The 23130-nt window shown below is 72.9% G+C and carries 19 protein-coding genes; 5 read left to right on the top strand and 14 right to left on the bottom strand.

Annotated features, from left to right (window positions below; genetic code table 11):
• Positions 1-12: 12 nt before the first annotated feature.
• The 4 genes from ABZ862_RS29515 to ABZ862_RS29500 form a co-directional block, all read right to left on the bottom strand.
• Positions 13-1995, bottom strand: a complete 1983-nt coding sequence (locus tag ABZ862_RS29515; RefSeq protein WP_360964439.1) for a TOMM precursor leader peptide-binding protein — start codon at positions 1993-1995, stop codon at positions 13-15.
• Complete coding sequence (locus ABZ862_RS29510; protein WP_360964435.1) at positions 1985-4348, bottom strand: TOMM precursor leader peptide-binding protein; 2364 nt, start codon at positions 4346-4348, stop codon at positions 1985-1987. The genes ABZ862_RS29515 and ABZ862_RS29510 overlap by 11 nt, the downstream gene beginning before the upstream one ends.
• Positions 4349-4521: 173 nt before the next feature.
• On the bottom strand, positions 4522-6504 hold the full coding sequence (locus ABZ862_RS29505; protein ID WP_360964432.1) for an AfsR/SARP family transcriptional regulator: 1983 nt from the start codon (positions 6502-6504) through the stop codon (positions 4522-4524).
• A gap of 563 nt (positions 6505-7067) precedes the next feature.
• Positions 7068-7238, bottom strand: a complete 171-nt coding sequence (locus ABZ862_RS29500; protein WP_360964429.1) for a thiazolylpeptide-type bacteriocin — start codon at positions 7236-7238, stop codon at positions 7068-7070.
• A gap of 572 nt (positions 7239-7810) precedes the next feature.
• Between ABZ862_RS29500 and ABZ862_RS29495 the strand changes: the two genes are divergently transcribed.
• The gene (locus ABZ862_RS29495) at positions 7811-8953 is read left to right on the top strand and encodes a hypothetical protein (RefSeq protein ID WP_360964426.1); all 1143 of its coding nucleotides are present in this window, start codon (positions 7811-7813) and stop codon (positions 8951-8953) included.
• Positions 8954-9153: 200 nt separating this feature from the next.
• On the opposite strand, the gene ABZ862_RS29490 is transcribed toward ABZ862_RS29495, so the two are convergent.
• The 3 genes from ABZ862_RS29490 to aac(3) form a co-directional block, all read right to left on the bottom strand.
• Positions 9154-9354: a DUF397 domain-containing protein gene (locus ABZ862_RS29490; protein WP_360964423.1), complete on the bottom strand. Its 201-nt coding sequence runs from the start codon at positions 9352-9354 to the stop codon at positions 9154-9156.
• A 2-nt stretch (positions 9355-9356) separates the two neighbouring features.
• Positions 9357-10190, bottom strand: coding sequence for a helix-turn-helix transcriptional regulator (locus ABZ862_RS29485; protein ID WP_360964608.1), 834 nt, complete (start codon positions 10188-10190; stop codon positions 9357-9359).
• Positions 10191-10554: 364 nt separating this feature from the next.
• On the bottom strand, positions 10555-11448 hold the full coding sequence (gene aac(3), locus ABZ862_RS29480; protein WP_360964421.1) for an aminoglycoside 3-N-acetyltransferase: 894 nt from the start codon (positions 11446-11448) through the stop codon (positions 10555-10557).
• A 709-nt stretch (positions 11449-12157) separates the two neighbouring features.
• On the opposite strand from aac(3), the gene ABZ862_RS29475 reads away from it, so the two are divergent.
• Positions 12158-12496: a deoxyxylulose-5-phosphate synthase gene (locus ABZ862_RS29475; protein WP_360964418.1), complete on the top strand. Its 339-nt coding sequence runs from the start codon at positions 12158-12160 to the stop codon at positions 12494-12496.
• Between the two features lie 348 nt (positions 12497-12844).
• Here ABZ862_RS29475 and ABZ862_RS29470 read toward each other — a convergent pair whose 3' ends face one another.
• The gene (locus ABZ862_RS29470; RefSeq protein ID WP_360964415.1) at positions 12845-13408 is read right to left on the bottom strand and encodes a GNAT family N-acetyltransferase; all 564 of its coding nucleotides are present in this window, start codon (positions 13406-13408) and stop codon (positions 12845-12847) included.
• 152 nt (positions 13409-13560) lie between these two features.
• On the opposite strand from ABZ862_RS29470, the gene ABZ862_RS29465 reads away from it, so the two are divergent.
• Complete coding sequence (locus tag ABZ862_RS29465; RefSeq protein WP_360964412.1) at positions 13561-14067, top strand: DUF6584 family protein; 507 nt, start codon at positions 13561-13563, stop codon at positions 14065-14067.
• Between the two features lie 241 nt (positions 14068-14308).
• Here the strand turns inward: ABZ862_RS29465 and ABZ862_RS29460 are convergent, their stop codons facing one another.
• Entirely contained in the window at positions 14309-15406 is a 1098-nt protein-coding gene (locus tag ABZ862_RS29460) for a MerR family transcriptional regulator (protein ID WP_360964410.1), read from the bottom strand.
• A gap of 174 nt (positions 15407-15580) precedes the next feature.
• Between ABZ862_RS29460 and ABZ862_RS29455 the strand changes: the two genes are divergently transcribed.
• Positions 15581-16693, top strand: coding sequence for an AAA family ATPase (locus tag ABZ862_RS29455; protein ID WP_360964407.1), 1113 nt, complete (start codon positions 15581-15583; stop codon positions 16691-16693).
• Positions 16694-16703: 10 nt separating this feature from the next.
• On the opposite strand, the gene ABZ862_RS29450 is transcribed toward ABZ862_RS29455, so the two are convergent.
• The gene (locus ABZ862_RS29450; protein WP_360964404.1) at positions 16704-19313 is read right to left on the bottom strand and encodes an ADP-ribosylglycohydrolase family protein; all 2610 of its coding nucleotides are present in this window, start codon (positions 19311-19313) and stop codon (positions 16704-16706) included.
• 225 nt (positions 19314-19538) lie between these two features.
• The gene (locus ABZ862_RS29445; protein WP_360964401.1) at positions 19539-19916 is read right to left on the bottom strand and encodes a hypothetical protein; all 378 of its coding nucleotides are present in this window, start codon (positions 19914-19916) and stop codon (positions 19539-19541) included.
• Between the two features lie 221 nt (positions 19917-20137).
• Between ABZ862_RS29445 and ABZ862_RS29440 the strand changes: the two genes are divergently transcribed.
• Positions 20138-20278 (top strand): hypothetical protein, encoded by a 141-nt coding sequence (locus ABZ862_RS29440; RefSeq protein WP_360964398.1) that lies wholly within the window; start codon positions 20138-20140, stop codon positions 20276-20278.
• Positions 20279-20341: 63 nt separating this feature from the next.
• Here ABZ862_RS29440 and ABZ862_RS29435 read toward each other — a convergent pair whose 3' ends face one another.
• From ABZ862_RS29435 to ABZ862_RS29425, 3 genes are read right to left on the bottom strand one after another with little or no spacing between them, the layout of a single operon-like run.
• Positions 20342-21388 carry an NAD(P)/FAD-dependent oxidoreductase gene (locus tag ABZ862_RS29435; protein WP_360964395.1) on the bottom strand — a complete coding sequence of 349 codons (1047 nt, stop codon included), beginning with the start codon at positions 21386-21388 and terminating at the stop codon, positions 20342-20344.
• Entirely contained in the window at positions 21385-21912 is a 528-nt protein-coding gene (locus ABZ862_RS29430; protein WP_360964392.1) for an isoprenylcysteine carboxylmethyltransferase family protein, read from the bottom strand. Before ABZ862_RS29430 ends, ABZ862_RS29435 begins: the two co-directional genes overlap by 4 nt.
• A gap of 10 nt (positions 21913-21922) precedes the next feature.
• Positions 21923-23107, bottom strand: a complete 1185-nt coding sequence (locus ABZ862_RS29425; protein WP_360964390.1) for a 3-oxoacyl-[acyl-carrier-protein] synthase III C-terminal domain-containing protein — start codon at positions 23105-23107, stop codon at positions 21923-21925.
• Positions 23108-23130 lie beyond the last annotated feature (23 nt).

Here is a 23130-nt window from a genome sequence, read left to right as displayed (position 1 = left end):
TGTCTTGTCCGGTCAAGGGAACGGGTGCGGGCCGGGGTTGAGGTCGGACTCGGCCAGGTCGTCCGCTCGCAGGCCCGCCTCACGCAGCGCGGTGCGCATCCGGGGCAGATGCCGGGCACGCTGCCGTGTCCAGCCGAAGTCGAGCGGGAGCAGGCCAGGCACCAGCACCTTCACCGTGTGGAGACCGAGTACGCGCTGCTCGGGCGCGGTCTGGTCGACGACCACCACGTCGAATCCGGCGGACGTCACGGCGCTCACCACGGCGAGCAGGTCGTCCCGTACGTCCGGACCGGAGCCGTCGGCGTGCGCCCAGCGCAGGCCAGCCACGCCCACCGGCGCGGAGGGCGGGGACCGGCGGAGCAGGAAGTCGGCGTGGCGGCCCATCTCCGGCACCGCGTACACCAGCGGATGGTCGTGCAGACTGGTGATCTTCCGGAAGTCCTCGGCCATGGCGCGGTACGCGGCCTCGTCGCGCCGGAAGCGCTGCAGCAACTGCACGGAGTCGGTGGCGATCTCGCACAGGGCCGCGGCGAGCGCGGCCTCGGGGTCGAGGGCGGCACCGGCCCCGAAGCACATCCGGGCGGGCCCGCCGTCGAACCGCTCGGCGACCGCGGTGACCACGGGGACGGGGAAGGTGATCCGGGTGTCGAAGAACCTGGCCCGGTAGCCGTACAGGGCCATCCGGTCCACCATCAGCCGGGTGCGCGGGTCGGCGCTGGTCGCCGGGTCGATCTCGGGCAGCGGCTGACTCCCGTGCCAGGCGAGCAGGAAGGCGTCCCGCTCCAGGACCTCCAGCAGGCCGCTGAGTACGGCCTCCTCCGGACTGCCCCCGGACGCACAGCCGTTGGAGCTCTCCTGGACGAACCGGTGCTCGATTCCCGGCTTGTGGTAGAAAGCGAGGATCTCGGGGACGGGCCGGGGCACCGCGTCGCGCAGCGACCAGCCCCACACCCACGGGACGGGCCGGTCCGGGGCGAACGGCGGAACCCAGGGGTTGGCCCGGTGGAAGTCGTCCGTGTACAGGCCGGTCTCACGCGGGTCGACGGCGGCCGGCCCGAGCTCGTCCAGGGAGGCGGTCAGCGTGACGGCGCGGCCCCGGGCGCGCATCCCGCTGTAGCGCTCCAGCCCCTCCAGGATGCCGATCCGGGTGCTGACGCGGTAGGTGTCGGCGTGGCCGCCCCAGAACGTCTCCCGCAGATAGTCGCCGGAGCGGCTGGAGAAGCAGCCCACGGTGGCCGAGGTGGTCGGCGAGGTGACGTCGCACACCACCGACGGCCCGACAGCGCCCCAGTGCGGGTTGGCGAACGCGTCCACCTGGAGGCCGTACGCGTCCACCGGCCGGACCCTGCTGATGCCCGCCCGGTACTTGGGCGCGGGCCGCAGGGCGAGGACGGCCGACCCGGCGGTCACCGGCTCCGGTGCGCCGCAGCCGGGGCAGTCCGGCTCGGGAACCAGCGGATGATGACGGACCGTCAGCTGTTCCAGGTCCACCAGCCACACATCGGGGAACGGCCGAAGCCTGTCCGGGGGAGCGGCGGCCAGCCGGGCGATCAGCGCGGCGACGGCCTGCGCGGCGAACGGCACCGCGTAGGGCCAGAGGCCCGCCTCGCGGGTGCCGCCCCGCAGTTCGATCCCCTCCCGCAGCCCGACCGACCGCACCCCCTGCCACCGGCGCCGCAGACAGCCGCCGCAGCCGGCCCGTCCCTCCGCGGGCCACGGCCCGACCATCACGTGCCGGCCGTAGAGGTGCACCGGAAGAGTGCCGCCCTTCTCGCCCTCACCCTCGTCCTCGTCCTCAAGACGGGCGGTGTCGGCGAAGGCGTCCCGCATGCCGAGGGCGCGGACCGTGATCCCGGGGACCTGGCGGCCGGGTCCGGACGGCAGGTCCCCGAGAGCACGGCGGAGTTCCCCGGCGAAGGGGTGCTCCGGTGCCCCGGACTCCGGTGCCCCGGCCCCGTCGGCGGTGGCGGTGGCTCCGGCGAGGTCAGCGGTCATGGGCGGCCGTCCTGGTGAGCAGTACCCGGACCGTGTGGATCCCGGCCGCGGGCAGGTCGGCGCCGTGCGTGGGCACGACGAACGCGTCCCGCCCGGCGTCGGCCAGCCGCTCCAGGACCTCCGCCCAGGTCACCGCGGGCCGCCCGGCGGGGTTGTCCTGCGCCGTGACCGGTACGTGCTCCGTGACCGGTATCAGCGCCGCGTCGAGATCGGCCAGCAGCGGGTCACCGGTGTCCGGCGCGCCCGGCAGCCCCTCCTCGGCGAGCTGGAGCGCGCCCAGCAGGTCACGCAGGGCGTCGACGGCCGCGGCGGCCCGGTCCAGGGCGGCACCGGTGGCCCACCGCACCGGCTCGTCCGGATCCGCGGGCCGGGTCCTGGCCAGAACGACGGACACCCCGGTGCGGTCCGCCTCGCCGAGATCGAGGAGTTCGACGTCCAGACCGAGATGACCGGCTGAGCGCAGCAGGAAGGCCGCCTCGGGATCGTCGGCCAGTACGGCCGATGGGATCACCGCGGTACGCCCGGCCCCGCGTACGGACCGCTGCAGCGCGTCGTGGGCGAGCGCGGACAGCAGCCCGGCCGCCGCGGCCCCGGGCAGGCCGTCGCCCGCCCCGGCCCCGGCGCGGGACGGTTCGAATCGGCGGTCCTGGTTGTCCGGGCCGAAGGGCCGCACGGCTCCGGCCGGCACCAGCGACTGTTCCTTGGTCACCAGTGAGGTGGCCAGGGCCCAGGAGGCGACCGGGTCGCCCCCGGCGCCGGTGGCCGTGGTCAGCGCGTCCGGGTCCGTCCTCGGCGGCGCGTCCGGTTGGTCCCCGAGGGAGGTACCGCGCGGCGCCGGGGAAGCGGGCACCACATACTCGGCGTAGACCACGGCGGCGGCGTCGAGGGCCCGCAGCCGGGCGCCCGCGGTGTGACGGACGTCGAACGCGACGACGGTCCGGGTCCCGGCCGTGCCCAGAGCGATCTCGACGGCGCCGACCTTCAACGGGCTCTGGGCAACGGGCTCGTCCGCGTACCGGGTGAACACTCCGACGGACGGCCGGACCGCGACGGAGCGGCGGTCGAGCTCGGCAAGCGGCCCCTCGTCCGTCCCGGCGTCCGGGGCGGCGGCGACGACCGGCTGGAAGGCGGGCCGGTCCGGGGCCGCGGTGAGGTCGACGGGCTCGGGAGCGGCGGGCGGGGTACGGCAGAACGGGCAGCGCGGATGGGGCAGCAACTGCTCCGCGAGGACGTCGAAGGAGGCCATGTCCTGCAGCAGGATCTGCCCCCGGGTCTCGGTCGGCAGCGCCTTGGTGACCAGGCGGAACACCTCGTAGCCGAGCAGATTGCCGAGCATCGCGGCGAGCGGTCCGCGCGGCCCGGGGCTACCGGCGGGGCCGGGGTCCGAAACCGTTCCGCCGGTGCCGCTCAGGGCGAGACCGCCCAGGGCGACGCCGCTCCACAGGTCGGCCGCGACCGCCGCGTCCCCCGTCGCGCCGAGCCGCAGCGCCGCGCAGACCGGGCAGCCCGCGGAGTCCTGCGCGCCGAGCGGTCCGACCACGACCCGGTTGCCGAAGCCCCAGGCCGGCAGGAGGAAACGGCCCTCGGGAACACCCTGGCCGAGCAGGGCGACCGCGGTCCGGAACGCCTCCCGGCCACAGGCGGCGACCACCACGGCGTAGCCCTCGTACGCGCTCCAGCCGCCTACTGTGCCCGACCCCGACCCCGACCCCGACCCCGACCCGGTCCCCGCGCCGGCTTCGGCGCCGGGCAGAATCACCACCTCGGCGGGGCTGCCCTGCGCGGTGAGTTCCGCGGCCTCGGCCCGCAGCGCGCCGAACTCCGAGGCGGTGGCGGGATTCTCGGCCAGGGCGGGCTCCACCCCGACGTGGGCGCAGCCGTTGCGGATCAGCGAGAGCGCGCACCAGCGGGCGACCGGACCGTCGCCGAGCACGGCCACGCGGGTGCCGCGGAACGCGGCGAACCTGCCGGCGGCGCCGTCCACGTAGTGGTCGATGTACGCGATCTGCTGCCCGAAGCGGTCGGCGACCGCAGGCGGCACGGCTCCGCCCGGCTCCGCCCCGGCCGGTTCTGGCACGGGCCGGGCGAAGCCGCGGCCGTAGAGCGCCTTGACCAGGCTGCCCACCATCGCCTTCTGCGGGTCCCTGAAACCCGCGCAGATCTCCGCCACGGTCCGGCTCCCGTCCAGGTGGGGGACGAGCAGGGTGGCGAACCGGTAGGCGGACGGCGAGCTGAGCTGGAAACCTCCGTCGGCGTTGTGGAAGACCACGCCGCCGGGTGTCTCGGTGTACAGCACGTCGCGGCGCACCCTGGGCCGGGTGTCCGCGGTCTCCTCGTACGGCGTCGTGGGCATGCGGGGATCACACCTCCGGGTCGGGGCCTGGCGGCCACTCGGTTCTGAACGGGTGGGAAACGGCGAGGCGTTCGTGTTATTCGGCCGGCAGGTCCGGACCACCGGACGGTAGGTCCGGACCACCGGACGCGGCCCGGGGCCGTCGGGCGAAACCTGTCTCGCCCGGTCCGGGCTCAGCCGGTCCGGGCCCGGCCGGATCGGGCGAGGCCGGCTCCGGACGCAAGCGTGTGCAGGGCCGTGTCGGCGGTGGCCTGCGGAAGGTCTCCGGTCCGGGCCGCCCTGTCCAGCGCGTGAGCACGGAACAGGGAGTTCATCCGGAGGGCCCCGGGCTGCTCCTCGTCGAGGAGTCCGGTGTCGAGAAGCAGCTCCAGCACCTCCTCGGCACGGGTCTCCGGGACGGCGAGCGCGGCGGCCGCGCCGGGTACGGAGATCCGCCCGTCGAGCCGTGCCAGGCGCAGGTGGGCGTCCGCGAGCGGGGCGCCCAGCCTGTCCAGGGCGCCGTCGAGGGCCAGCGGTACGGACATCCGGGGATCGTCGGGAAGTGCCAGCCGGGCGGGCAGGTCCCGCAGCAGCCATGCGGTGTGGTCCGCCAGGCGCAGCTTCGGCCTGGTCAGCAGCCGGGCCGCCACGATCCGCAGCGCCAGCGGGAGATGCCCGCACAGGTCCGCGAGGGCCCGGGCGGCCGCGGCCTCGGCCGCCACCCGCTCCTGACCGAGGACGGCGGTGAGGAGTGCGTACGACTCCTGCGGCGGCAGGGCGCCCAGGTGCAGCACCGCCGGGCCGTGCGTGGCGACCAGGGCGGCGAGCCCCATTCGGCTGGTGACGACGACGGCGCCGCAACCGGCCAGGCCGGGTAGCCCGCGTACCTGGTCCGGGTGCACCACGTCGTCGAGGATCACCAGGCACGATCCGAGGCAGGCGTCGGACGGGAGCATGGAGAGCAGTTCGCCGGCGGCCTCGTCGGCGGGCCGTGGCGTGCCGTCGGGTCCGGTCACTGTCACCAGCACACCGCCCCCGGGATACCGGTCCGCCACCAGGCGCGCGGCGTGCAGGGCCAGCCCGGTCTTGCCCGTGCCGGGTCCTCCGGACACCACCGCCATCACCGGACCGGTGTCCGCCCGGCCGCCTGGCAGGCCGCCGCCGAGGTGGCCCACCAGGCGGGCGGTCTCACGGGCGCGCCCGGTGAAGCCGGGGACGCGGGGCAGCCGGGGCGCGGACGGGCGGGTGGCAGCCGGGCGGGTGGCATCCGGGGCCGGCCGGTCGCCGCCGGGCGGGACGGAACCGGACCAGGAGGGGCGTCCGTGCCGCGTCGCCGCGGTTCCGGCCGCTCCGGCTCCCGCCCCCGCCAAGGGTGCCGCCAAGAGCGCCGGACGTGCTGCGGGGACCAGCGAAGCGGCTTCGGCGGCGTTCGGGCCCCGGGGTTCGTCCCCGCGCAGGATGGCCAGTTCAAGGCTCCGGAGCTCCGCGCCGGGGTCCACACCGAGTTCGTCCCGGAGGTGCGTCCTGATCCTGCGGTACTCGGCCAGCGCCTCGATCTGCCGTCCCACCTGGTAGAGGGCCCGCATCAACTGGGCGGTGAGTCCTTCGTGCTGGGGATGTGCCCGGGTGGCGTCCCAGAGGTCCACCAGGACCTCCCGGGACCCGCCCCGGGCCAGCTGGATCTCGCAGACGCGCTCCAGGACGCGCAGCCGCTCCTCGACCAGCCGGGGGACCTCGTCCCGGTGCAGGAGTTCGGAGGGGACGTTGGCCAGCAGGGGCCCGCGCCACAGACCGAGTGCCCTGCGCAGCAGAGGGAGTTCGGACTCCCCGGGCCCGGCCCCGGCCGCCTCGGCCACCAGACGGCGGAAGTGCAGCAGGTCCAGGGTGCCGTCGTCGGCCGGGACGCGGTAGCCCCCCGCGACCGCGACCACGGACTGCTCCTCGATGTCGTACTTCGCGAAGAGCCGGCGTAACCGCAGGACGCAGCTCTGCAGGGCGGCCTTTGCCGTCGTCGGCTGGTCCTCCCCCCAGACGGCCTGCCGCAACCGGTCCACCGGGACCACCTCACCGGGACGGACCAGCAGCGCGGCCAGCAACGACGTCGGTTTGGAAGGCGGAAGGACGACTACGTCACGCCCGTCGGTGATGCTGAGCGGGCCGAGCAGCTGAAAGCGCACCGAGTACCCCTGTTGACCGTCGAACACCTGCTATACCGGCGCACCACGGCACCCTCCGGAACACCGTGTCCTGGGAGACGTGTCCGTCCCGGCCGCGAGCGGGGGCGCACACAGGACCCCGGCGTCCCAGCGGGAGCGGGCGGGATGGAGCACTTGTGAAGTCGGCTTCACGAAGTCGTTGGCCTTGCGGCCGTGGCGAGTGTCTACCGGCGTAGACCGTGGGTCAAGGGGGAACTGTGGATTGCCTGAGAGACGAAATCCGGCCACCGGGACCAGATCTGACGTGCCGTCATGAAAAAATCTTCACAGGTGCGGGACCCGTCGCCGTCCCGTGCGGTATGAACGCCGCCGTACAGCAAGCGCGTTCCCCGTGCAGTGATTTCCCGACGCTGGCGTGATCTGTGCGCCGCGCCCACGGCCACCGGGGCCGGGTACGTTCCCACCGGGAGCCGGTATCTCCGTACGGCCGCTCCCGCAGACACCGCGAACGCCCGGTCCGCGCCCGCTCCCTGGGGCCTGTCAGGGAGAAGACACCGACCGGGCGCTGCCGCACCGGGCCCAGGTCAGGCGGAGCAGGAGGTGGTGCTGCAGGTGGAGCTGGACGTCGAGGTGGAGCTGGTGCTGGTGGAACCGGCCAGGACGACCTCGCTGGCGTCCGAGTAGTCGGAGATCTCGAAGGTCTCGGCCTCGAGTTCGAGGATCTCGTCCGCGAGGGTGCTCAGGTCCTTGCTCATGCTGCCTCCCGATGAGTCGGGCCGGAGCCGCCGTTGCCCGGCGGCCCGCGCCGTGTGCGTACGGCACCATTCCAGCGCCCGCCGCTCACCGTTCGGCACGTCTGCCGCTGACGTCCCGCTGGCATTCCACTGGCACGCGCGCCGGCCGCGCTCGCCGCCGTTGCGACGCCCGATGCGACCCACCGCGCACGGGACACGCCCCAGATCCGTACGACGCCCGTACAGGCCCGGTGCGACCGGGCCTGCGGCAGGCCACTCTTCCGATGCCGCCGTTCACTCGTGAGTCCCTCAAGCGACCGCGTTCCGCCTCCTTTCATATGTCTGCTCTTTGCTTTTTCCTGCTGCATTTCTTCCCGTGTTCACTTCGCTCTCTCGTGTGGACAGCGTTGCCCTATAGTGAGCCGACTTTTGCGTCTACCCGTTCCGGAAACGACGATCGGTGTCCGATGTCAGGTAATGCCCGACGCATTGCACAAGAAACGGCAGAGCGGGAGGACCGCGGCACCGGGCGCTTACCCGTGGCGAACCTCCGGCCGCCGGACGCCGAAGTACCGGTGAACGGACGTCGGCCGGTGGTCGATCCTCGAGCGGTGCTCGGTCTTCAGCGCACGGCGGGCAACCGGGCCACCGCGCGAACCGTGCGGATCCCGTTGGAACCGGGCAACGTGCTGCGCGTGTGCGAGGCCGCCGTGTACAACGGGTCCGCCGCGGGCCTCACACCGGGCAGGCGGGCTCGCGAGCTGCGGAACATCGTGTGGGAGAACCACTGGTCACCCATTTCGGCGGTCTGCGCGAAACACAAATACACCATCGCCGTCCGGATGACCGGGGAGCATTCCGTCCGGCGTATCGCGCAAGGCGCCAGACCCAAGCCGCACGGCATCATGGAGAAATCCATCAAGCCCTCGTCCGTCCGCAAACGGTACGGCACCGGGCCCGGGAAGGCGGAGGGGGACCCGGTGGCCGTGCTGCGTTGGCTGCGCGCACAGGACCTGGACGGCTTCGTCGGCCACTGGGGCGAACGGGGCCTGATCGGCGTACGGATCGACCACCCGCCCCGGGAGGTCCTGGACACGGGAATCGTACGGACCGGTGCCAAGGGCGAACAGTACGTACCGCTCGACATGAACGCGGCCGGCGGCGGCCCGGAGATGATCCGCCTGAAGGCCGATCCCCGGTGGAGGCACTACCTCTACACCGGGGACTACGACCTGCACGAGGTGTACGCGGCGCTCGGCGGCACGGGCGGCGGTCAGATCCCGGAAGCCACACCCGAGAAGGCCAAGTTGCTGAACCGGCTCAACGGCGGGATCGCGCGGGACTCCCGGGAGGAGGTGGTGCGCGGCGGCACGGTGGCCGAGGGGAAGGGCAGGCTGCGGATGGCGGAGGGCTCCGACTACGCCATGTTCCAGCACGGCGACCAGGCCACCTTCCGGATGAACCAGTACCTGGAGGCGCAGGCCGCCGCAGAGGAACAGGCCGCGCTGGAGGGGCCGGTGGCACGGCAGGCGGCGCTGCTGGTGCGGGCGGTGGCCACGGAGAGCGACGAGCCGATGGCGTGGTGCCGCATGGGACAGTGGTTCGTGACCAGGAACCGCGAGGAGCACGCGGTCCTGCGGACCCGCTGGAAACTGGCCGTACCCCACACCTGGAACCCCGAGGAGGTGGAACGCACGGCCCGCGGCGGCTACCGCACCGCCCGCTTCGAGGACTGAACCGCCGACGGCGGAGGCCGCGCGAGGAGGAAGCCCCAGCCGACCTCGACTGCGCCACACCCGAACTCCTGGCCGGCCCAAACCCGCGCGCTGGACGGCCGCGGAGACCTGTACGCCGTCGGCTGCCTGCTGCGCACAGCGCAGCCTCCTCGGACCGAGCCACCCAAGTGACGAGAACGAGCCCGTCGTTCCGCTCAGTCCTACTCCATCGTGAGCGCCACGAACGCCGCCCACTCACTCCGGCCGACCCGCAGCACCGGCCCGCCGCCGACGGCCTTCGAGTCCCGCACGTACACGGCGTCCAGGTCGGCGGCCACCTCCACGCAGTCGCCGCCGCCAGACCCGCTGTAGCTGCTCTTGAACCAGCGCAGTCCGCCCACGTTCTCGGTCACCTGCTTCATGCTCACGTCTCTCCCGCCAGCCGTCCGATGAGCCGTGCAGACTCCACGCTGTTCAAAGCCTGCGATCGCAGCTTGCCATAGCGCAACCCGAAGGCGCTGGCCTCTGCCGGGTCCTGCACCACGCACCCGACTTCCTGGGACTCGACGTACCCGAGGTGCTGGTGCTCCCTGCTCTCCAGCACCACGAACGGCCCGTTCAGGCCCGAGTGGAACCCCGGAGCGGCAGGCATGACCTGCACCTCGACATTGCGCAACGCACCGACCTCCAGAAGGTGTTGCCACTGCCCGCGCATAACCTCCGCGTCGCCCACCGGATTCCGCAGTGCTTCCTCGCCGATGATGAACGACAACTCGGCGAGCGGCACCCGCGTCAGCAACTTCTGCCGACTCAGTCGCGCCTCGGTGTGCTGGTCGATGATCTCCTCGCTCAGCGGAGGACAGTGACCCGCGAACAGGGCCCGCGCGTACCCCTCCGTCTGCAACAACCCCGGCACCAGCAGCGGGTCGTAAGAGAACCGGCTCACCACCTCCGCCTCGATCAGTGCGAAGTTGCGGAAGAACCGGGGCAACTTGGCCCGGTCCACCCCGTCCTGGAGCGCCTCCAGAACCCCGCCCGCGTTCAGCACCCGGTCCGCCGCCCTGGTGAACGTCACCTTGGCCGGCCGCCGCCCCTGCTCCACCGAGGCGACCTGCTCCACCGAGTACCCGATGGCTTCCGCGAGCTGCTGCTGACTCAACCCGGCCCGCTTCCGCAGGAACTGAAGCACCACCCCGTAGGCCGCCCACACACCCGGCACCTCGGGCCCCTCGCCCCCGTTCTTCGCCGTACGTGCGATCCGCGCGTCCCCTGCGTCCCGTACGGTCTTCACCGTCCCACGTCCTTCCGGCCCGCTCCACCCCGCCCACGGCCGCGCTCGCCGCCGCTCCGATGCCCAACGCGACACGCAGGGCCCGGGACACGTATCGGACCCGTACAACGCCCGTACAGAACCCGTACGCTCCGCCCGCCCCCGACCCAGGAGCCGGTACTGTGAGGATCTTCGGGCGGCGTCGGACGGGTCGGCACCCTCTGGCTCCGCACCGGCGACACCCGGCTGCGCATCGAGGCGTGACGGCCCGGCCGCGGCGGCGACCCCGGCCGACCGGACACGAGGCGGCGAGCCCGTGCCCCGGCACACCGGTCGGCCTGGCCGCATCCCTTCAACCACGGCGGGACCAAGGCGGGCGGATGCCTCTGCCGCCCCCTTGACCGCTCAACTTGCTCTCGATCCAGTCGATGGCGAAGCCGACGACCTCCGCGGCCTCGAACAGATGGCAGTCGGCGGCGCCGACTACGCCCCGCCGACCGATTCCCGAGATGAGCATGTCCCGGACGATGACCTCGAACGGATCTCTCCCCTCGGGCACCACGGTCGAGTAGTCGAAGGCCCCGTGTTCCGAGTCGATGTCGTGGAAGCGGCGCCAGACCCGTCGGCCCTCCACGAGGATCGGCTGTTCGTAGTCGACGAACCGTTTGCCGGGGGCCTCGGCGAGTGCCTCGGCGTGGTGCAGCAGCGTCATGGTGTCGAGGGGAGCGCCGAGCAGCAGGACCCGGCCGCCGTGGGCGACCAGCCGTGCGAGGGGGCTGCCGGGGCCATGGGGATCGTCCCAGGGATGGTCGGCCGTCAGCTCGGCGGCCACCGCCCCCAGGGCCGCGAAGCTGACGTCCGGGTGACGGCTGCGGACGGCTCCCGGCAGACGGCGCAGCGCTTCCGGGAGACGGCCGTTGTCGTGGTCGGCCTCGCTGAGGACGGGGTCGTAGGCGGGATGCTCCGCGCGCAGCGCGTCCTGCCGGTCCTGCGGCCAGGTGACGAAGTCATAGGGAGGCGCGTCGTTCCAGCCGCAGGTCACCATGAGGGTTCCCCGTGCTCCGACGACGTCCTGGAGGGCGCCGATGACGGTCTGCGGCCCGCCGGCCACGTAGCCGATGGCGGACATGCGGGTGTGGAACATGACGACGTCGCCGTCTCCGAGCCCGAGCGCGCCCAGGTCACGGCTGATCCGGCTCCGCGTCACGGGACCGCCGGAGCGCTCGGGCAAGCCCATGTCGTCCATGGTGACGAACTTATCCCCGCCCGTGGACTTCGGGCAGCGGACGGCGCGGATCGAGGCGCGAGACCCGGCCCGCCTGTCCTGGGGTCGGACACCGCAACCGCGTTCGAGCCCGGTCGAAGTGATGTGAGTGATCGTGAGTGATGTGGCGCAGGCCGGTCTCAGTCGGTACACCTTGCTCGCTCGGCCGGGACGTGTGAGGACTGCTGCCGTCGTCGACGGCTTCCGCGAGAGTGAACACGGTCGCGCTCCACCGGGAGTCGTCTGCTGTCAGCCGCACCTCCACGCCGACATTGCGGACGGCACCCAGATCCTCGCCGGAGCCGGGCAAGAACGACACCCGCCGCGCACTCGGCGCCTCCGGCAGGGCGTGATGTGCTGCGGCAGGGCCACGACGGTACCCTCGCACCTATCGCAGTCTCATACCGCTCGCGCACGACGCCAGAAAGCCCATGCTCGATCTCAAGGCGGCGGACGGCACGCTCGGCAGCACCCAGAAGTATGTACAGACCTGCTACCGCGAGTTCCGTGCTCTGGCGGAGGGTGCCCTGGCCCGTGCTCAGGAACTCGGCAAGGGGTGGCGGTCCGCCGTTCCCGCCACGGGCGGGGACTCGGGGGCCGTCGGCAGGTCGGTTGTCCGCCCTCTGCGCCTCACCTGCTCACGCCTGGAAATCCCGTCGAGTTCCGTCCGTGCGGCGCCTACCCTGCCGACATGCCCCACGCGAAGACCTCGTACGTCTGCCTCCCCTGCCGGGCCTCGTACAAGCAGCCGTACGACCCCTGCGACCGACCCCGGCAGCGGATCTGTCCCCGCTGCGCGCAGCCGCTGATCCACGCGGGCTCCGCCTTCGCCCCGCCACGCCGCCGCGACACCGCGGCATGGCGGACGCTGTCCGTGCTGCTGCACGTGGGCATCCGCTTCCACAAGAGCTGCTGCGGCGGCCCCGGTTACCGTCCCCGCACCCTGTCCGAGGTCCGTGAGCGGATGACGTACGCCCGGCGCAGCGGCGAGCCCTTCGCACGGGCACTCGTACGGCCGGAGGTGCCCTGACACCGACGCATGTCCGATACGGCAGGCCGGACGTGTCTGTCCGACCCCGACTGCCCCGTGGACTCCGCCTGCGTCCGGCGTGCCCGCAGCACGACCCGCACCGACCGAGCCGCTCTCCGCCTCGATCGGCAGCGTGCCGAGATTCCTGCCTGGGCAACACGGTCGGCCACCTCCTGTACCTGCACGACCGCGCGGCCGACACCGCCGAACTCGGCAGCCTGCCGCACACGACGGCCTCGGCACTCCTGACCCGAGAGGGGAGCGGGCACGGCGTCAAAGTTCCCGCAGGACGCGACAGCCGACGCCAGGTCCCTCCTCGCCCGGCGTCGGCAGGCGGTAGGCGGCAGTTCAGCCTTGCCTGCGGAAGTCCAGCATGCAGAAGACCTTGTCGTAACGCTGTTCGCCGATGGCCACGAAGGCGGGTAGACGGCCGTACTCCCTGAATCCCAGGGACCGATAGAGCCGCAGGGCGACGGAGTTGTCGCCACGGGCGTCCAGGGTAAGGACCTCGATGCCCGACTGCCGCGCGTCAGCGATCAGGGCAGCGGTCAGCGCCCTGCCGACACCACGACCATGGGCGGCAGCGTCTACGGCGATCTTCTCCAGATCGGCGTGCGGCCGGTGGGTCGGGCGGGTGTGGCGCAGCCAGTACCCCAACCCGACAAGCCGTTGGTCCAGGTAAGCGGCACGCAGGGCTCCGTCCCCCGCCCTCGCCGCGGAGACGACGTGACGGAGCAGTTCCGTCACCTCGTCCCGCGAGGGCGGTTCCACCCAGCCCAACGCGGCACCGCCCCCGACCAGGTCCGCGAGGATCTGATGGGCCGACTCCGCGAACCGGCCGGCCAGTTCCGGGTCGGAGGCCGGCTCCGTGCCGTCGACGATGACGGGCTCGTCAGTCACACCATTGGTCATGGCCGGGTCCATGACCAGCAGCCTACGGGCCGTCCCGCGACCGTCGGCGGCCGGTATCAGCGAAACCCAGCCGATGCCGTCGGGGCGAGCGGGGAACGGCCGACGGAAAAACCCGCTCGACGGTGGTCACCGCGGTAACCGATCATGCGTTCATGCCTCTGAGAGAGACACTTGCCCGAGTGGATGCGGACCTGGCCGCAGGCCGGGTCCCGGTCGCGCGACAGCGTCTGCGTGGGCTGGTGTCGTCCTTTCCGAACGACTTGATGCTCCGCCGGCGCCTGGCCGAGGTGTACCGCCTGTACGGAGAACCTGCCGAAGCGGGGCGCTGGATGTACCTCGAACAGGACCGGGACGCGGCTGAGGTCTCCGCCTTCGAGGCGAGATACCGGACAGCTCCGCAGCGTATGAGAGCACTTGCCTGGCAGGGCCTGGAGGCTACGGCCGGAACAGCCTTCGCCGGAGAGCAACTGGCAGCGGTACGAGCAGCCTGCTCCGAAGCCATGGGACACCCCGTCGACTGGGACACCGTGCCGTCCGGCGAGAAGGCGGTCGGCAGGACAAGCACTTTCGTCGGGTTCCTGGCAGGGGTTGGATGCCTGATGGGGGCCCTCGCGTTCCTCGCTGTCTGGATCAACGGACTCATCGCCCTCTTCGACTGACCCAGGCCGCCGAGGCCCGCGGGCGCCGTCGAGGTTCGGCGGGCTGTCCAGAACCGTCGTGAACAGGACACCGGGGACGAGGCCGATACGCCGGACCAGCCCGGTCGGCTCCCGGACGGAAACCCGGACGCGCCGCTCCCCGTCTCCACCATGATCCCAAGCATGCGCAGACTCTGGCACTCCTCTCCGGCAACAGACCTTGCAGGATCCACGGCCCCATCCCGCCAGGCGGCAGCCGGCCTCAGCCGTCCAGACGCACCGGCATCAGGAGGGAGAGGAAGCCTTCGTCGTCGGGTCGGCGGATCGCGATCGGCGCCGTAGAAGTGCCCAGCTCGAGGACCAGTTCGTCCCGGGCTCCGGCAGCGAGGGCCTGCAGCAGGAACTCCCGGTTGACGGCCACGTTGTCCCGGTCGTCGGCACCGGCACCGGCACCGTCACTGCAAATGATCACGGTCCCGTCCTCTGTCGCCCTGAGCACACTGAGGTCAGGAAGCTCACCGGCCTGCTCCCGCGTCTCACCCGTGCGCACCGGACCGGTCTCCAGGGACTTCCGGAAGGCCGCCGTTTCGACGCGGACGAGGCGGCCGGCCGGGAGGCGGACGAGGCGGCGGTAGTCGGGGAACTCGTCACCGAGACTTCGGCCGGACGTCTGCCGGTCACCGGTCTCCAGCGTCACACGGTCTCCGTCCACCACCAGACGAACGGACTGTTCCCGGGTCAGCAGCGCCCGCATCGCGTCGGCGAGCGGAAGGGGAACCACGACCTGCGTGTGTGGCCCCTCATATCCGCCCGTGCGTGCTCGCGCCACCGCCATCCGATAGCGGTCGGTGGCCACGAGGCGCAGTTCCTCTCCTCCGGCATCGAACAGGATCCCGCTGAGCATCGGCAGCTCCGGGTCGGTACCGGCGGCGAAACGGACCGCGTCCAGCGCGGCGGCCAGCTCACGGGAAGAAACGGACAACCGAACGGTCGTGGTGCGGAGCGAGGTCATGGGGTGTGTCTCCCTGCGGTCGAGTAGGGCTCGGAGCGCGGAGAACTCGTTGCGGGCCTCGGACAGCCCCAGTTCGAGACGGCGCAGGTGCGCTTCCAGAAGCCCCCGCACCAGGTCCGTGTCCCCGCCGGTCCAGGCGGCAAGGACGAGGCGGATGTCGGCCAGGGGCGTCCCCGCCCGGCGCAGCCGGGCCAGCAGCCGGGCCTCCGTCAACTGCTCGGGCTCGTACCAGCGGTAGCCGCTGACCGGGTCCACCCAGGCCGGGACCAGCACACCGGCACGGTCGTAGAACCGCAGCGCGCTCACGCTCAGCCCGCCGTCCCGGGCCATCTCCCCGATACTGCGCATCTCGTTCTCCACACCCGGAACCCTGACCCCTCGACAAGGTCGAGGGTCAACCCGACCAGTTCGTCCGCACCCCTACCCGGAGCGGACAGCCAGCCCGCGCGACGGACGGGTCTCGAACAGATCACCAGGCAGTCGGACGGACCCCTGCGCCGGGAGAACGGCACAATGCTCGGCGTGAACGGGTACCACGCGGATCCGGCCGACGACTCCGTCGTGGGCGACCGCCCTGCGGAAGACCTCAGGAATCGGACGTCGATCGCGCTCTTCGACAACTGCCGTGGAGTGCGGAAGACCACCCTGACCTACCACCTGGCCCACATGTTCCGCCGACTCGGGATGACGGTTCTGGCGGTCGATCTCGACCCTCAGGCGAACCTCACCGCGATGTGCCTGGACGAGACCGAGATCGAGGAACTCTGGGACAACGAGTCCGAACTGATTGCTCAGGGGGCGGCTTCCTCGGCCCTGCCCGGAACCGGCCGTGTGAACACCGGGCAGACCATCGCCGACGCGGTGCGTCCCGTCCTGGAGGGCACGGGAGACGTCGCTCCCATCGAGCCCGCGCAACTGCAGCCGGGGCTCTGGCTGCTGGCCGGGAGCCTCGACCTCAGCCGATTCGAGGACAAACTCTCCAACGAGTGGTTCAAGACCTTCGCCGGCGACATCGCGGCCATTCGCACCACCACGGCCTTCCACCGGGTGGTGGAGCAGGCAGCCGACCTGGTCGGCGCGGACATCGTCCTGATCGACGTCGGACCCAACCTCGGCGCGATCAACCGGGCGGCGCTGATCGCGGCCGACAGCGTGCTCATGCCGCTCGCAGCCGACCTGTTCTCCCTCAAGGGCCTCAGCAACCTGGGCCCCACCCTTCGCGGCTGGCGCAGGGACTGGCAACAACTCGTCCTGCCCCGCGTGCGCGAGGGCTTCTCCGCCCCGCGTGCGGAGATGAGGCCCCTCGGCTACGTGATCATGCAGCCGGAGATGCGGCTCGACAGACCGCTGAAGGCCTACGAACGGTGGCTGCAGCGCATTCCCTGGGTCTACTCGGCAGCGGTGCTGGGCGAGCGGGTACCGGTCTGCGCCGACGACCGGTACCGCATCGCGACCCTCCGCAACTACCGCAGCCTCATGCCGCTCGCACTCGACGCCAGAAAGCCCATGTTCGACCTGAAGGCCGCTGACGGCGCGCTGGGCAGTACCCAGAAGTACGTCCAGACCTGCTACCGCGAATTCCGCGACCTGGCCGAGGGCGTCCTGGCACGCGTGCGGCAACTCGGCACCGAATGACGCCGCCCGGTCAGGCGCCGGGATAGCGCCCCCGCCAGTGCTCGTCCCAGCCCGCCGTGTACTCGGTCCCGCTGGGACGGTCGGTGAGCTGGGTGATGAGGTCGTGGGCCAGGGTGTCGAGGACCCAGGCCAGTTCGTGCCGGCTCACCAGATCGACGGGCAGTGCCTCCGCGCCGTGCGCCGCTCCGAGCAGCGCCCCGGTCACACAGGCCACCGAGTCGCCGTCCGGCGCCCCGGCGGCGAAGCGCAGCGCGGCGCCCACCTGGCTCCGCTCCGGGAAGGACGCGGCGACGTACACCCCGCCCAGCAGCGCCGAGGGCGCGGTGGCGTCGGGGGCGATGCGGGCGAGGTGCCTCGCGTCGGCGGGATGGGTACCGGCTTGCTCAAGTGCCGCGGAAAGACTGCCGAGTTCGTCGCCGGTGGCGATCTCGCGAAAGGAGCGGATCCCCTCCTGGAGGGCCTGCCGCACCTGCGGCCGAGGGCCGCCGGCCAGGCAGCGCGCGGCCAGCACGACCGCGTGGGCGGTGGCGGACCGGGCGGCGGGGTCGCCGTGGGTGAGGGCGGCCATCGCGCGGGCCTGCTCGACCCAGTAGCGCGAGTCCTGCCCGGCGACGGCCACGGCGACCGGAAGGGTACGGGTGAGGGCATGGCAGCCACGGCTGGCCGTGGGCTTTCCCGGGCCGCCCGACGTGCCCGCGGTCAGGGCGGCGACGGTCGCGGGTGCCGAACCCCGCCGCTGCGCGAGCACGGGCACCTGGGCGAGCCAGCCGTCCGGCCACGGTCCGCCGCTCCCCGACCCGGGGTGATCCGGCAGCTCTATGCCCTGCAGTGCGGCCCACCGGCGGTAGGCGTGCCACACCACTCCCGAAGGTGAACAGATGCCCTTGTGGTCGCCCCGCACCGACGCGCGGATGGTCCCCTCGGCGGTGAAGCAGGCCAACTGGGTACTCACCCCGGCCCGCAACGAGACCTCGGCCGGCGCCTTCCCCCGGGCCGCGCCCAGGGTGTCGCCCACAGCCAGCCCCAGCAGCAGTCCCCGCACCCGCGAAGCCGCCCACCTCTGCCTCAGGAACCCGGTCCGCTCCTCCGGCTCCGGGCCGACGGCCACCGGGCCTGCCAACGCGTGCACGGTGTCCAGCAGTTCGGCGTGCGCCGACAGGTGCCAGCCGTGCGTCAGCGCGTTCCGCAGGTCCGACAGCGCGGTCTCGGCATCGGTACCGGTGGCCAGGTTGCCGTAGACCGCGGCAACGGCCGGGGTACGGCTCTGACCGGCGACGCAGTGGAGCAGCACCCGCTTGCCCGCCTGACGCAGCCGCAGCACCGCACGGGCGGCCTGGTCCACGACAAAGGGGAGATTCGCGTTGTGGCCGTCGGTGTCCACCAGCCAGACGCGCACATGCTCCACGTCGGTGCCGGGCAGCACGGGCTCCGTGCCCATGCGGCACAGCGACACCACGGCGTCGACGTCGACCGGCTCGGTTCCCTGGAGCAGGGCGAGGTTGCCCAGCACCACCCCAGGGTCGTGCGGATGGGGGACGGCGAAGCCCTGCGGACCACCGGCCGGAGCGGGCATGCGGGCCGCGGAGGGCCAGCCGACGCCGTCGTCCTTGCCGCCCCGGGCGGTGAGCACCGCCAGCCGGACCAGATCGGCAGCCGTCAGACCGGGCCAGCCGTTCACCGCCTGCTGCCACTCCAGCGGGATGCCGGAGCAGCCCCACCGCGCGCCGAGCAGCGCACCGGCGATCGCCGCGACCGTGTCGGTGTCGTTCCCGGCCCGGACGGCGGCCTCCAGGGCGAGCTGCAGGTGCTGGGCGGGGAAGCGCTTTCCGGCGGGGTCCAGCTCCGGCACGGGGGTTCGCGTGATCGCCGACCAGGCGGCCTGGAGCGCGGTGACGACCCAGCCGTTGGGGGAGAAGCGGTGCGGGGGCCGGGCCTCCGCCTCGTCCAGCCGCTCGGCCCAGACGGCCCGGCGCTCGGGAGGAAGCAGGTCCAGGCCGGCGCGTACGCCGCCGAAGGTCCCCTCCAGCACGGCGGTGCGGATGCCGGAGCACCACAGCACGCAGGCGTCGGCGCAGTCGGGGTCCGGGTGGGTCAGCGCGCTGACCGCGACGGCTGCCTCGGCCATCGCGGTCGTGTCCCCGAGGTGGGCGAGGGCGACGATCCCGGTACGCATCAGCGAGCCGTTGCCCGCGCTCTGGAGGTGGGCGGCGGCGTAGTCGCGGGCGGCATCCAGCATCGCCGCGCCCGCCGCTCCGGACGCGCGGCCCGTGGCGTACAGGACGGCTCTGGTCTGGTTGCCGACGTCGCTGGCGCCTTCGCGCAGCCAGCGCCGGAAGTTGGCGGCGATCGCGTCCAGGGCGTCGGCCGAGCGCAGATCGGCTCCGGTCGCCGCGACCTCGGCGACGCAGACCTGCATCTGGGTGTCGTCGGAGTACTCCCCTGGCTTGTACGGTCCCAGGCCGCCGCCGATCATCCGCGGCTGCTGGTCGTCCCGCAGCGTCGCCTGGAACTCGTACGGCACACCCAGCGCGTCACCCACCGCGGCACCGAGCAGCACACCGGCGGCCCGGTCGGTTCTCTGCGCCTTCAGAGGCGGGTCCGGGGTGAATGCGCTCGCCATGGGCACTCCATCTGGTCAAGTCAGGCGGCGCACGGCAGGCGAGCCGGGCCGACGGCGGTGGTGACGCGAGATCCCGCACGAGGACGACCCGACCGCGCCGAAGCCAGGCGGCGTCATATCCGGTGGCTGCCGCCCGAGATCACCGACGTTGTGCCAGCTTGGCACGGCGATCCGATTATCGTCAACTGGACGATAGCGGTCGCCGGGGGATGGCGCCCACGAACGTCAAGGGTGTGCGATGTCGGTGATGACCTGGTCGTACCGCTGGACGTTCCCGGTGAAGGTCGAGTTCGGGTTCTGGGCCCGCAGGCGGGTCAGGGCCGCGTCGACGTAGGCCCACATGTCGTCGACGTCGGAGTGGGCCGCGAAGGTGGCCTGGGCCACCCGTTCCTCTCCGTTCGCCACCACGTACGCCTCGTACTTCTGTTCTTCGGTGGTGACGGCCATGGGCGTATCGGTCTCCTGGATCGTGGTGGCGAGGGTGTCCTCGCTCCTGTCTTTCGCGGCGTCGGCGGCTCCGGCTGTCCCCGCCGTGGTGAGAAGCACCGCCGCTGCGGCCGGCCCGGCGGTGCCCAGTACGGTCCGCCGTGAGATCTCTGCCAAGTCTTCCTCCCCTGAATCGGCACCCCGGGTGAGGGGCCGCAGCCGAACTTACAGTCAAGTCCGTTTCAAGTAACTGCAGTTGGCGGATGGCGGCCGCGTCCGCGCCGTGATCCGGCCGACGGTGCAAATCGTCCCTCGAACCGGCGGATCTCACCATATGGGCGCCTCGTGCCCGTTTCCGCCTCCCTCCGCATAGCATCCGGCCAACCAGAGGAGGCGCGATGGGCGAACACGTGCACGTCCGTATCGGTGCCGGTGTCAGCGTGAGCGACGACGGCGAGTTGGTCGAACTGTCCCGCTGCCGCTGCGGCACCACGTGGACCAAGACCTACCAGGTGGAGGACGGGCTTCCCGAGGAGTGAGCACGGGAGCCGCGCGGGGGCGGGGCACGGACCCCGGCAGGGGTGTCACGGGTGTCATCGCCCTCAGGCCAAGGCGTTCACCGCCGCCGTGAAGAGGGCAGGCAGGCGTGCGGCGGCGGGCGTGATGCGGTGGGCGAGCGCGGGCTGCCGGCGTGCCCTGAGGAGCAGGTCCGTCAGCAGCCGGTGGCGGCGGGTCGCGCGGCGCCAGTCGGCCTCGTAGCGCTCCGGGGTGCCGCGGCACACGTTCCTCACCAGGACCTCGGCCCCGGCTAGGGCGAGCAGCACGCCTTCCCCGGTCAGCGCGTCGACGTAACCGGCGGCGTCGCCGACCAGCAGGACCCGCCCGTGGACACGGGTGCGGGCCCCCTGGCGCAGCGGTCCCGCGCCGCGGACGGCGGTGACGGCCGCTTCCGCGGGCAGCCTGGCCGCCAGGCAGGGGAAGTCCCGCAGCTGGTCGGCGTAGGCGCCGCGGCGGGCGGTCAGCAGCGCGACGCCCACGAGTCCCGGGCCGAGCGGGGTGACGTAGGCCTCCGCGTGCGATCCCCAGTGCACCTCGACACGGGACGACCAGGGCGGCACCGCGTAGTGGCGGCGCAGCCCGTACCGGGGCGCCGCCGCCGTCCGGGCGCTGAGGTCGAGGCCGAGGCGTCGGCGGACGGGGGAGTGCAGGCCGTCGGCGGCGACCAGCCAGCGGGCCCGCAGTCCCGTGCCGGGCAGGGTCACGCCGGTGCCGTCCTGCCGTACGTCCCCGACCGCGAGCGGCAGGACCGGCACCCCGGCCTCCAGCACCGCCCGGTGCAGGGCGGCGTGCAGATCGGTGCGGCGTACACCGAGGCCCGGGCCACGGCGGAACGCGGCATCGGCTCGGCTGCCGTCCTGGACGTACCGGATGCCGGAGAGGTGGTGCCCTGGCAGCTCGATGCCGAGGGCGGTGAGGGCACGGACGGCGCCGGGCATCAGGCCCTCGCCGCACGCCTTGTCGACCGGTGCCGGGCGCGGCTCGGCGACGACGGCGTCGAGACCGGCGCGCGCGGCGTACAGGGCGGTGGCGAGACCGGCGGGGCCGCCACCGGCGATCAGCAGGTCGAGGCTGCCGGTGCCGCGGTTCACGCGGGCACCGCCCGGGTCAGGGCGGTGTTCTCGCAGCGGACGCGGACCGTGAGCAGCACCCCGTTGGCGGCGGTGAACACCGCGGCGGTCAGCCAGGCGGAGTGCACCAGCGGCAGGGCGGCGACCTCGACGACGACGGCGACGTAGTTGGGGTGGCGCAGATAGCGGTAGGGGCCGGCGGCCACCAGCCGGGCGCCGGGGACGACGATGACCCGGGTGTTCCAGTATGGGCCGAGGGTGGCCACGCACCACCAGCGCAGGGCCTGCGCCAGCAGCACGAGCGCCAGGGCGGGCAGGCCGAGGGCGGGCACGAACGGGCGGTCGGCGAGGGCGGGTTCGAGCAGGCAGCAGGCCAGCAGCCCCGTGTGCAGGGCGACCATCACGGGGTAGTGGCCCCGGCCGTGCTCCTCACCGGCGCGGGCGCGGGTCCATGCGGCGTTGCGGCGGGCCACGGCGAGTTCCACGACGCGTTCCGCGGCGACGGCCAGCACGAGCAGGGTGTACCAGGACGGGAAGGAGGTCATGACGGGCCGTTCACCACCGCAGCAGCACGAGTTCGGAGCAGAACCCCGGTCCCATCGCCAGCAGCAGCCCCCAGGTGCCGGGCCCGGGCCGGTGCGGCTCCCGCGCGACGTCCTCCAGGATGTGCAGGACGGAGACGGAGGACATGTTCCCGGCAGCGGCGAGGGAACGCCGCGAGGGGTCCAGGGCGTCGTCCGGCAGGCCGAGCGCGTCGGTGACCGCCGCGAGGATCTTGGGGCCGCCGGGATGGCACAGCCAGGTCCCGATGTCCTGCGGGGTGAGGCCGTGTTCGGCGAGGAAGGCGCGCAGGTGCCGGCCGAAGTGGTCGCGTACGAGGGCGGGGACGCCCGCGTCCATGACGACGTGGAAGCCGTCCGCGCCGATGTCCCACCCCAGGAGCCGCCCGGTGCCGGGGTACAGGCGGCTGCGGGTCGCGACCACCGAGGGCCCGGCCGACGCGGCTCCCGCCGGTAGGGCTCCGAAGGCGGAACCGTCCGCGCCGCGCGCCACGAGCGCGCCCACGCCGTCCCCGAAGAGCGCGCCCGCGACGAGGCAGGCGCGGGAGCCGTCACCCGGCTGGAGCGTCAGCGAGCACAGTTCGACGGTCAGCAGGACCGCGGTGTCGCCCGGGTGCCCGCGCAGATAGTCGTGCACCCGGGCGAGTCCGGCCGCGCCCGCCACACAGCCCAGCCCGAACACCGGAAGCCGTTTGACGTCGGGCCGCAGCCCCACGCGTCCGGCGAGCCGGGCGTCGAGGGAGGGCGCGGCGACCCCGGTGACGGAGGCGCACACCAGGAGGTCGACGTCGTCCGGTGCCAGCCCGGCGTCGGCCAGGGCGCCCGTGAGGGCGTCCTCCGCCAGTTCGAGACCCTGGGCGAGCCAGGCGTCGTTGCGCCGGCCGAAATCGCCGAGACCGGCGTACCGCTCGATCGGCAGGGCGAGGTGGCGGGTGCGCACACCGGCGGACGCGTGCAGGCGGCGCAGCAGGGCGCGGTCGGCTCCGGCGGGCAGACACAGGTCGCCGATCGGTTCCGTGAGGTCCCGCTGGGCGTACCGGTGCGGCGGCAGGACCGTGCGCACCGCGGCGATCGCGGTCGCCGTACCGCCGCCCGCGCCCGCGCCGGCCCTGCGACGACGCGGCGCGACCGGTGCCGACAGGGACGGAACAGTCGGGGGCAGCGCCGGAAGGGCGGTCATGGCCGGAGCCGGAGCCGGAGCCG

The organism is Streptomyces sp. NPDC047000, assembly GCF_040644295.1.
In the GTDB taxonomy this organism is placed as follows: domain Bacteria; phylum Actinomycetota; class Actinomycetes; order Streptomycetales; family Streptomycetaceae; genus Streptomyces.
Note: the sequence above shows the minus strand (reverse complement) of the source record. Positions and strands in the feature narration are given on the sequence as shown.

What these genes read in the sequence shown, in the direction of transcription:
- ABZ862_RS29470 (WP_360964415.1), bottom strand. Translation starts at nt 13,408, where the DNA reads ATGACCAATGGTGTGACTGACGAGCCCGTCATCGTCGACGGCACGGAG.
- ABZ862_RS29490 (WP_360964423.1), bottom strand. Translation starts at nt 9,354, where the DNA reads ATGAAGCAGGTGACCGAGAACGTGGGCGGACTGCGCTGGTTCAAGAGC.
- ABZ862_RS29515 (WP_360964439.1), bottom strand. Translation starts at nt 1,995, where the DNA reads ATGACCGCTGACCTCGCCGGAGCCACCGCCACCGCCGACGGGGCCGGG.
- ABZ862_RS29475 (WP_360964418.1), top strand. Translation starts at nt 12,158, where the DNA reads ATGCCCCACGCGAAGACCTCGTACGTCTGCCTCCCCTGCCGGGCCTCG.
- ABZ862_RS29430 (WP_360964392.1), bottom strand. Translation starts at nt 21,912, where the DNA reads ATGACCTCCTTCCCGTCCTGGTACACCCTGCTCGTGCTGGCCGTCGCC.
- ABZ862_RS29500 (WP_360964429.1), bottom strand. Translation starts at nt 7,238, where the DNA reads ATGAGCAAGGACCTGAGCACCCTCGCGGACGAGATCCTCGAACTCGAG.
- ABZ862_RS29510 (WP_360964435.1), bottom strand. Translation starts at nt 4,348, where the DNA reads ATGCCCACGACGCCGTACGAGGAGACCGCGGACACCCGGCCCAGGGTG.
- ABZ862_RS29425 (WP_360964390.1), bottom strand. Translation starts at nt 23,107, where the DNA reads ATGACCGCCCTTCCGGCGCTGCCCCCGACTGTTCCGTCCCTGTCGGCA.
- ABZ862_RS29460 (WP_360964410.1), bottom strand. Translation starts at nt 15,406, where the DNA reads ATGCGCAGTATCGGGGAGATGGCCCGGGACGGCGGGCTGAGCGTGAGC.
- ABZ862_RS29440 (WP_360964398.1), top strand. Translation starts at nt 20,138, where the DNA reads ATGGGCGAACACGTGCACGTCCGTATCGGTGCCGGTGTCAGCGTGAGC.
- ABZ862_RS29465 (WP_360964412.1), top strand. Translation starts at nt 13,561, where the DNA reads ATGCCTCTGAGAGAGACACTTGCCCGAGTGGATGCGGACCTGGCCGCA.
- ABZ862_RS29450 (WP_360964404.1), bottom strand. Translation starts at nt 19,313, where the DNA reads ATGGCGAGCGCATTCACCCCGGACCCGCCTCTGAAGGCGCAGAGAACC.